Below are 10,741 nucleotides of genomic sequence, written 5' to 3'. Positions count from 1 at the left end.
TCAATTTTCAAAAGATTATCAGCGGATTTGGCAGGCTGTCAAGTATTTTTTAAGGTGTTTACCGCCATACCTGTACTTAAAAACACTTGACCGCTTAGTGCTGTGATGACAGGGGTGTGCATGAGAGCATCCATGACGGGCCCTTTGATTTCGGTAAAGTGTAATTGCTTGTCATCCATGATGAGTGTGCGGTTAAAGTCGGCAAGCATTTCTTGGGCGGATAAATCCACGTGATTGACCGCCGTCATGATGACGACGATGTGGCGAGCGGTAGAATACTCACGGCAGATGTCATCTAGGGCGGTGCGGACGGTGGCGATATTGCCAAAATACAGGCTCTCATCAATGCGAATGAGTATCATGTTATCAAAGGTCTGTACGTCATGGCGATGGATGTTCCGAAAATGCTCGCTACCCTCAACCTGCCCCACAACCGCCATATGCACACGGTGCGAGCGATAGATGATGAGTGCAAAGCTGACCAGTAGCCCTGTGATAAGCCCGATGTTCAGCCCAAAGCCCACGCACGCCACAAAAGTCATGGCAAGGGTTAAGGCTTCGCTTTTGTCTTGGGCGTGGGCAACCCTAAAACTTGCCACATCAATCATGGCAATCGCGGACGTGATGATGATGGCAGAGAGTACCGCATAGGGTAGCCCCGTGATGAATTGCCCCAAAAATAACGCAATAATCAGCACGCCTATGGCACAGACCATGGACGATAGGGGCGTATTCGCTCCGAGTGCGACATTCATGCTGGTGCGAGAGATACCGCCTGAGACGGCAAATCCGCCAAAGAGCGAACTTGCGATGTTGGCAAGTCCCAGCCCTTTTAACTCATGGTTGGGAGCAAATGACTCATGGCGAATGCGTGCCAGATTGCCCGCCACACTGGCACTGGATATAAAGGCGATGAGTGCGATGAGCAGAGCAGACGGCAGTAGTGTGATGATGATGTCTAGACTAACCACAGGAAAGGCAGGCAGGGGCAGATGTGTCGGCAAGGGGGCGAGCGTGGCAATGCCGAGATTGGCAAAGTCATACTGCCGAGCGATGATGATACTGATACCAACGAGTACCACGATAAAAAAACGGGCGATGTGAGCATGGGCGGACTTAGGCAGTAGGCGATACAGCACGCCGTGCATGAGTGTGGGGCGGTAGCGGTTCATGAAGAGTAGCCCCAACGCCCCCAGTCCCAACATGGCAGTCGGGGCATGAAACAGTCGCTCCTGCCCTGCCATCTTGCCCATCATGTCAATGAGTCCATCGCCTGATAAGGGCGTGCCGATGAGATGTTTTAACTGCCCCAAGATAATCAGCACAGACGCCCCACTGATAAAGCCACTTGCCACGCCACGACTGACAAACTGCATAATCCAGCCCAAACGTATCACATGGGCGAGCATGAGTAGCATGCCAACCATCAGGGCAAGCGTTACCGCCATCGCCTGATACTGCAAGCTCCCCAACGCATAGGACGACAACGCCCCTGATGTCATAATGGCGGTAATGGCAACAGGCCCGACGGCATTGACCGAGCTTGAACCAACATAGGCATACACCATCGTTGGCACGATGGCACTGTATAGCCCCATGACAGGCGGCAGCCCTGCCAGCAGTGCATAGCCCAAACTTTGAGGAATGACCAGCACCGCCATCATCAGCCCTGTACTAAGCTCAGGCAAGGCACGCTTTGGCTCTGCCAATAAGGGGGAGAGCCATGTGGAGGCGAGCATTGAACGTAGTCGTCTTGGCATGGCGTATCAGTGAGCCTTCTCCCAATTCTCCCCCACGCCAATCTCCACAACAAGTGGCACGGCGAAATCCACGTCCCAGCCTAAGCTTTTGGCGGTGTCGGTCAGTACGTTTTGCATGGCGGTTTTGATAAGCTCGCCTATCTCGTCCGCCTTATCGCTATCGACTTCAAATACCAATTCATCATGCACTTGTAGCAAAAGTTTGGCATGGTCTTTGGGTAGGATTTTATCCACGGCTATCATGGCAAGTTTGATGATTTCGGCGGCAGAGCCTTGTAGTGGGGCGTTAATGCTTGCCCGCTCCGCCCCTTGTCTTATCATGGCGTTTGATGAGTTGATGTCGGGAGCGTAGAGCTTACGTCCTAAAATGGTGGTAACATAACCTGTTGATTTGGCGTAACTTTTGGTATTTTCCATGTAATCATGTATGGCAGGATAACGGGCAAAATACCGCTTGATGTAGTCCTTTGCCACGCCGTTTTCTACGCCAAGCTGTTTGGCAAGCCCAAACACGCCCATGCCGTATAGTAGCCCAAAATTCACCGCCTTTGCTGAACGTCTCTCGTTTGGCGTTACGTCTGATAGCTCCTTACCCATAATCTCGGCAGCGGTGGCGGTGTGAATGTCTAGGTTGTTTTTAAAGGCATTAATCAAACTCTCATCGCCACTAAAATGAGCCATGAGCCGCAGCTCAATCTGCGAATAATCCGCCGCCATAATCACACGCCCTGTCGGCGCGATAAAGGCTTCACGAATGAGTCGCCCTGTGTCGGTGCGAATGGGGATATTTTGTAGGTTGGGGTCTGATGACGACAGTCGCCCTGTACTCGTCAAGGCTTGGTGATAGCTAGTATGCACTCGCCCCTGTTTGTCAGCGACTTTGGCAAGAGCGTCCGTATAGGTGCTTTTGAGCTTGGACAGACTTCTGTGTTCTAGCACCACGTCCACAAGCGGGTGGTCAATCTTGGCAAGGGTCGCCTCCGATGTGGAATATTGCCCTGTTTTGGTTTTTTTACCGCCTGATATGCCTAATTTGTCAAACAAGATCTCGCCAAGCTGTTTGGGGCTTGCCACGTTAAAGCTCTCGCCCGCCAGCTCAAAGGCTTTTTGTTCTAATTGACTGATTTGATTGTCAAAAGCAAGCGATAATTTACCCAAAAATTCGGTCTTTATCAAAATGCCGTCATGCTCCATTTGGGCTAAGATTTGGGCGGTGGGGATTTCTAATTTGTGCAAAAGGCTATTGGCATTAGTATCTTTTTGTAAATACTCGTCAAACACACTAAACAAGCGATACGTAATGTCCGCATCTTCGCACGCATAATCGCTTGCCTTGTCCATGTCCACTTTATCAAAGCTAAGCTGTTTTGCCCCTTTACCTGCCACGTCTTCAAAGGTGGTGGTATTTACGCCCAGATAGTGTCGTGCCAAATCGTCCATGTTATGCCGTGTCGCCACGCCATTGATGACATAACTGGTTAACATGGTATCCATATGCCAATTATTTAGCTCAATGCCATATTTTTTAAAAACATGACTGTCGTATTTAATATGCTGTCCGATTTTGCCGATACTCTGATTTTCTAAAATGGGTTTTAACTCATTTAAAACAAAGTCCCTATCTAATTGATTATCAAGCAAAATATCAAAATCGCCCGTATGTCCCACAGGGATATAATAGCCTTCATAATTGGTTGTAGCGATAGATACCCCAACCAACTCTGCCTTTTGCCAGTCAATGCTAGTCGTCTCGGTATCAATGGCAAAATAAGGCACACTCTTTAATTTATCAATAAGCTTATGAAATTCATCAAGGCTATTTATGGTTTTATAAGTACCTTGTTTAATGGGTAAGGGTTTAACGGTTAATTCATCGCTGTTATCCGCCAAATTATCATCAAAAGGATTGTTTAATTCATTATCGGCATTGTCATTATTAAATAAATCATCAGTAACAGGCAACTCCGCCATTTTTAATAATGCCAACTGCTCCGCCATTTCTTTTTTAAATTCTAATGTCTTAAATAACTCATATAACGCTTTGGCACGTTTTATTTGTGTCTGTTTGTCATTGTCTAATCTTAATTCGTCAAATGAAATGGGCAGTTCTAGATTGGTAACAATCGTGGCAAGGGTGCGATTTAGGGGGATTTCGCCTTGATGTTCGTATATTTTTTGCCCAACCATGCCTTTGATATTGGCAAGATTTGCCAAAATGCCGTCAATATCGCCATATTCGGTCAATAACTTGCTTGCCGTCTTCGCCCCAACCTTAGGAATGCCTGCAATGCCGTCCGATGAGTCGCCCATGAGCGTGAGATAATCGGCGATTTGGGTGTTGTGTACGCCAAATTTGTCAAATACGCCCTGTAAGTCCGTGATTTTGTCCTTAAAACTGTCTTCCAAAATCACACAGTCATTAACCAGCTGTGCCATGTCCTTGTCGCCTGTGGAGATGACGACAGGATAGCCGTTTTGGCAAGCGGTGTGAGCAAGCGTGCCGATGATGTCGTCCGCTTCAAAACCGTCAATTTTGATGAGGGAAATGCCCAATTTTTCAATCAAATCATGAATATACGGAATCTGCACTCGCAAATCATCGTCCATCGGCGGACGGTGAGCCTTATAAGCGTCCGATAATTCGTGGCGAAAGGTGGGGGCTTTGGTATCAAAAGCGACCGCCATGTGGGTGGGCTTGTATTTTTTGATGAGCTTGCCCAAGGCATTTAGCACACCACGAGTGGCATTGGTGGGCAAGCCGTCTTGGTTGGATAGTAGGGGCATACCGTGAAAACAGCGAAATAGATAATACGAGCCGTCCACGAGAATGACAGGTGGTTTGGATTTATCAATGGCGGACGTGTCAAAAGTGGCAAGGTTGGGGATGTCGGTGTAGGTCATGATTTTAATAACTTTTTTGATATAAAATTTGAACTATTATACCCAAAAAAGGAAAATTAGGGAAAATTTTCCCATAAAAAAGCCCTGATGCTCAGGGCTTAGATTTACCGTTTAGTCATATTCGGTGCATTCCACGTCTTCATCACGGCAAAACATCTCATGGTGCTCGGCTCGGCATTGTTTGAGTACATCTAGGCGAGTCTTGCCACGACTGGTGTTTTCGGCGCGGTAAGTTTCGGTAAAGGCTTTGACTTTGCAGACATGAACACTGTCTTTATTTTCTTTGACAAGCACAGGCACGCCCACAGGTACAGGCACGACAACCGCCCCTGTATTTGGTGTATCAATGGGCGCAACACAGGCGGACAAAGTTAAAGCGGATAAAATAAGAGCAGGGGTAAAAAATGATTTCATGGTGAACTCCCATTAAAAAAACAAAACACAATAATTAAGTAAATCAAATATTTCGTATTGTACAAGGCGTAACTGTCATGAGTTTAAGCAATTTGTAACAAATTGTAAAATTTTCTATCAAGTTTGATGAATGACTATGATTAGGAAATCTGTGCAAATAGATTTTTTTAAAATAAGATAGCAAGCCAAAAGAAAAAGCACCCAAATATGAGTGCTTTTCGTGGCGAAATACTGATTAGTATTTACGCACAGTGCGTGCTTGTTCACGCCATACTTTTTTCTTATAACGCTTGACCGCAGCGGCTTTTTTACGCTTACGCTCTTGGGTTGGTTTTTCATAAAATTCTTTTTTACGTACGTCAGCCAGAACGCCTGCTTTTTCGCAAGCACGTTTGAAGCGACGAATCGCAATATCAACAGGTTCGTTTTCTTTGACCTTTACTAAGGGCATGGTTTACTCCGATTATCAAGACAACTAAGACATCAATTTGGCTGTATATTATAATTAGCTGGTACGGTCTTGGCGTAGGCATCAGCTCAAATTGGAACAAGGTGTTTTTTACAAAACCTGCCGATTATACCAAAACAGTCCAAATAAGGCAAGTTGTTTTGACGCATTAAACAAAACAAAAAACGCCCCAACTGGGACGTTTTTGGTGTTTTAAAAACTACATAATAATATTCTTAATCTCCTCAGAAATGAAAAGGGTGGCACCATTATTTGAGATATACTGATCAAATCCTACCTTAACCTCAGATGTAGATTCATCAATCTTGGTAAAGGTGCCATCCAATGTGACCGTATCCAGCCCATCACCCAAAACATCAAGGGAACGACCCTCAGGGTTTATGCTGAGTACATCTTTGGCAGTAATGGTTAGGTTTTGTGCCGTACCATTATTCATGTCCAATACCTCAAAGCCAGTTGCTATGGTGTTGGTTAGGTCAATATTTCCATCCAACTTGACTTCATCACCGACTTTATATGGCTTGCTAACAAGTAGCAGAGTATCTATACCTGCACCACCATCAATAACAAGATCATCAGCATCATAAACAATCTTATCGTTACCCTCGCCGCCATATAGTTTATCAGCACCCAATTCACCAATCAACGTATCATCACCTTTGCCGCCGTAAATAATATCTGCAGCTGCAGCTGTTGTTCCGATAATGTAGTCATGGTCATCAGTGCCATTAACGGTACGACCTGTGGTTTCTTTGGCATAATCATTAAAATTGATAACAACAGTGTCTTGAATGCTATCACCATCGTTGTCTTGATAAGTATAGCCAAACACTAACCGATCCTCGACACCCAAATCAACCACTTCAGCAAGATTATCAGCACCTCTAAACTCGTAACTACCGTTAATATTACCGATAAATGTGCCATATTTGGTTTTAAAGGTGAATGTTGATGGATTATTATCGCTATCAACAATGTTTTTATTGGCATCTGTAATGTCTTTGAGTGTCCAAATAACCTTTTGTGCGTTAGGATCTAACAATCTGGCATCGCTCACAACATCACCACCTGTTCTAAAGTTGGTTGCATGCTCAAGATCGTTATTAGCATCTGGATTTGGGTCAAGTGGGATTAGTGTTGCAGATAATTTAAAACCATTATTCGCTTTTTCTTTGGTGTTGATAATCACCACCTTTCCAGAGACCACATCCTCTCGAGTAATACCATCCAACTGAGTCTTAATCAAGTTGGCAGCACCTGTATTGTACAAACTGTTAACACCTCTTATATCATCAGAGCCGCCTCTTGTATTATAATTTTCCTCCATCTTAACAAGCAGATCATAGTTATCAACACTGTCGCGTAGCTCACCATTGCCACTGACTTTTTCTGGCTGATTTAACTTTAATGTATAGCGTTTACCGCCAATGAGGAGTGTTGTCTCCTGCGGCTTGAAAATAACAAAATCATCAGGGGTGATACCATAGATTAAGTTATCCAACAAGTCATTGTTGTCGTAATCTTTATTAGGAGTCTCGATATGCTTTAGATCAAAGATGGTCTTAACAGTCTGTTTTTCGCCGTTAATACTCACCACAAAATCAACGTGCATATTAACAGACTCCAAGCCTTTGTTGACATAAATACCTTGGTTGTCATGGTTAAACGTACCTAAACTAAAAGGTATATTAAAACCATCTAACTTCTTATTGATCATACTGACATCTTCTGCGATGCCATAGCTTGCTCTAGGTTGCACATTCCTACTTGGATTGCCCCACTGGATAGTCTCAGCATAAACATCTTTATCATTATTGGTAGACACAAAATATCGTTTGTCCGTTTCATTACTTGAATCAGGGTTGCTAAAGCCTGTGACGATATCCATCAGTCTAACATCATCGACAGGTACATCGATATTGTGAATACTAACACCTGATACAGGCGAGTCATCCTCCACCCTCGTAACGATCTTATTGTCACGTGCAATCTCAGTTTTGCCATCTTTGACCACGATACCAAAATTAACTTCTAGATTATCTTCTTTGTTATCACCCTCCGTATGATCAATAGGTGCGTGTAGCTCTGTGGTGTATTTATAAGCAATGGTGTTACCTTCTTTTACAATCTGCTCTTTGAGCTTGATAGTAAGAACAGGTTTGTCATCAGGAGTTCTGCCTATCCATGTCAAGCCCTCATCTGGTGTTGTCCAAGTGACTGGTTGCTTGCCACTGGTAACAATTGTAGTAGGCTTGGTTAAAGCCAATGTTACATTTTTGGATAGACTTGTATCAATGCTTGTAATACGAATCTCTCCATCAGAAGTGGTAGCATTCGTCTTATCCACACCAACAGGATCGTTGTCTTTATTACCACCCGGTAAGCCTTCCTCGGATACATGTGCTGGTGGATCCAATTTAATCACTGGTTTGTCTTTGTTAACACCGACCTCTCCATTAAAGTCATTAATGGTAGTGGTAACTGTATCTACGCCCTTACTGGCGTTATCTGATACTCTAGTCATATTAACCACAAAAGTTTCGATACCTTCATAGACTTCATCATTTATGATTGGCACATTAATATCTACCGAACTAGTACCCACTTTGATAATCGCCGTCTTAGTGACACCAAAAGTACCATTCCCGAAGTCAGCAGCCTCTGCTAGGTTAATACCTGCCGCATTAGCAGGAACAGTTACCTGGTACTCAATAACAACGTCTTTATCAGCAGTTTTGCCATTAGCCAGTGTAAATGTATATTTGGCAGTGCCCGCACTCTCTAACACAGTTCTCACACCTGACAAATTTACAGTCGGCTTATCATTATCCGCATCTGGCACAGGGTTGGTTGGTGGCAGACGTGGATCAGGATTGTTGTCTGGGTTGTCTGGATCTGCTGGGTTAAATGGTGGTTTAGCAGGATCGCTTGGCACGTTTGGACTGATGTTGTCCGGATTGTTTGGATCGCGACCATCAGGCGTGCCTTTGCCATCATCATGAATGGTGGTAGTTACATTATCCTTAGCTGTATCAATACTTGCATTACCCTCAACTTTAGTAATGGCAATGTTGTAATCCTCAGCAACTTCATATTCATTATCGTTGACAATACCCACTTTAACGGTAGCAGAAGTTTCGCCTGCTTTAATAACAACAGTCTTGGTAACAAAGCCGTCTTTTAGGTCAGCAACTTCGGCAGGATTGGTGCTCGCACCTGCTTTAGTTACATAAGTAACCGTAATGTCTTCTTTGGCAGGCTTGTCTAGGCTGATGGTGTATTCAATCTCGCCAACTGCTTCATTAACATTGGTCAGACCTGTAATAGAAACCTTGGGCTTGACAATCTCAGGATAAGTGATATTAACTGGTGTTGGCTTAGAGAATGTGCCTGGCTCTTTATCGTTTTCAACAATATAGTTAATTGGTGATGGGTCTTTATCCCCAAGCTCAGGTACTGGAGTAAAGGTTACTTCGCCTGGGTTAGGGCCGACAGTCCAAGTACCTTCATTTGGCACAACAATCTTGTCGGTTGGATGACCTGTGATAGGATCAACCAGTTTAACCGTATCAGGTTTAACATTGTTATCATTGCCAGTTACGTTTTGGGTGACGGGTTCGCCTTTATAGCCCGATTTACTATCAGGAGTGGTAGCGATTGGATTTGGGTTTGCAGGGTCAACTGGCGGATATGTTACATCCACGCTCGTAGGTGGCAAATCTTTACCATCCTTATCTTTAACCACGTATTTGATTGGGTCTGGGTCACCAGTAAAGCCATCTTCAGGAGTAAAGGTTACTTCGCCTGGCTTAGGACCGACAGTCCAAGTACCTTGACCTGGTACTTTAACTTCGTTGCTAGGTGGGTTGTTAGGATCAACAAGTTTTACCGTTGATGGATCCACATCACCGTCGTTGCTTGTGACATTTTGGGTCACAGGTTGTCCTGGAGTACCTGGTTTGGTGTCGGGCGTGGTGATTGTTGGATAGGTCACCGCTACTGGGGTAGGTTTCAAATCCAAACCGCTCTTATTTTTGACAATGTAATTGATGGGTGTTGGACTCTGTTCAAAACCTGGATTAGGCTTGAAAATTACCACGCTTGGATCGTCAGGGTCTTGAGTCCAAGTGCCTTGACCTGGCACCTTGATGGGTGTACCCACTGGCACTGGCTCCTTGCTAACAGGATCAACCAAACGGACAGTGCTCGGGTCGACATTCTCATCGTTATCAGTTACCTTTTGTGGTACAGGCTGACCTATTTTGCCCTTCTTAACATCCGCCACTGGCTTGGATGGATATGTTACCGCAACTGGTGTTGGCTGAAGTTGGTTACCACTTTTGTCATTAATATAATAATTAACTGGACCTGGATTACCAGTAAAGCCATCTTCAGGAGTAAAGGTTACTTCGCCTGGCTTAGGACCGACAGTCCAAGTACCTTCATTTGGCACAACAATCTTGTCGGTTGGCTCACCTGTCTTAGGATCGACAAGTTTTACCGTTGATGGATCCACATCACCGTCGTTGCTTGTGACATTTTGGGTCACAGGTTGTCCTGGAGTACCTGGTTTGGTGTCAGGGTTGGTAAGCTGTGGGTAGCTGACATCCACATCAGTTGGTGGTAGGTCGTTACCATCCTTATCTTTAACCACGTATTTGATCGGGTCTGGGTCACCAGTAAAGCCATCTTCAGGAGTGAAGGTTACTTCGCCTGGGTTAGGACCGACAGTCCAAGTGCCTTGACCTGGTACTTTAACTTCGTTGCTAGGTGGGTTGTTAGGATCGACAAGTTTTACCGTTGATGGATCCACATCACCGTCGTTGCTTGTGACATTTTGGGTCACAGGTTGTCCTGGAGTACCTGGTTTGGTGTCGGGGTTGGTTGGTGTAGGCTGTGTTGGTTCTGGATATGTTACATCCACGCTTGTAGGTGGCAAATCTTTACCATCCTTATCTTTAACCACGTATTTGATCGGGTCTGGGTCACCAGTAAAGCCATCTTCAGGAGTGAAGGTTACTTCGCCTGGGTTAGGACCGACAGTCCAAGTGCCTTGACCTGGTACTTTAACTTCGTTGCTAGGTGGGTTGTTAGGATTGTTAGGATCAACAAGTTTTACCGTTGATGGGTCTACATCACCGTCATTGTTTGTGACATTTTGGGTCACAGGTTGTCCTGGAGTACCTGGTTTGGTGTC

At 44.9% G+C, this 10,741-nt stretch carries 5 protein-coding genes; all 5 read right to left on the bottom strand.

What is annotated here, in order from left to right:
- Nucleotides 1-38 precede the first annotated feature (38 nt).
- Nucleotides 39-1,760, bottom strand: a complete 1,722-nt coding sequence (locus tag B0182_RS06165) for a SulP family inorganic anion transporter (protein ID WP_078274078.1) — start codon at nucleotides 1,758-1,760, stop codon at nucleotides 39-41.
- A 6-nt stretch (nucleotides 1,761-1,766) separates the two neighbouring features.
- On the bottom strand, nucleotides 1,767-4,661 hold the full coding sequence (gene polA / locus B0182_RS06160; protein ID WP_078274077.1) for a DNA polymerase I: 2,895 nt from the start codon (nucleotides 4,659-4,661) through the stop codon (nucleotides 1,767-1,769).
- Between the two features lie 111 nt (nucleotides 4,662-4,772).
- A complete protein-coding gene (locus B0182_RS06155; protein ID WP_078274076.1) occupies nucleotides 4,773-5,075 on the bottom strand; it encodes a hypothetical protein in 303 nt (100 codons plus the stop codon).
- Nucleotides 5,076-5,310: 235 nt separating this feature from the next.
- Nucleotides 5,311-5,526, bottom strand: a complete 216-nt coding sequence (rpsU, locus tag B0182_RS06150) for a 30S ribosomal protein S21 (RefSeq protein ID WP_029104045.1) — start codon at nucleotides 5,524-5,526, stop codon at nucleotides 5,311-5,313.
- 217 nt (nucleotides 5,527-5,743) lie between these two features.
- Nucleotides 5,744-10,741: Ig-like domain-containing protein (locus tag B0182_RS15150; protein WP_211271632.1), on the bottom strand; the 4,998-nt coding region annotated here is incomplete at its 5' end.

The sequence above is a fragment of the Moraxella bovis genome, from assembly GCF_002014975.1.
Taxonomy (GTDB): Bacteria; Pseudomonadota; Gammaproteobacteria; order Pseudomonadales; family Moraxellaceae; genus Moraxella; species Moraxella bovis.
Note: the sequence above shows the minus strand (reverse complement) of the source record. Positions and strands in the feature narration are given on the sequence as shown.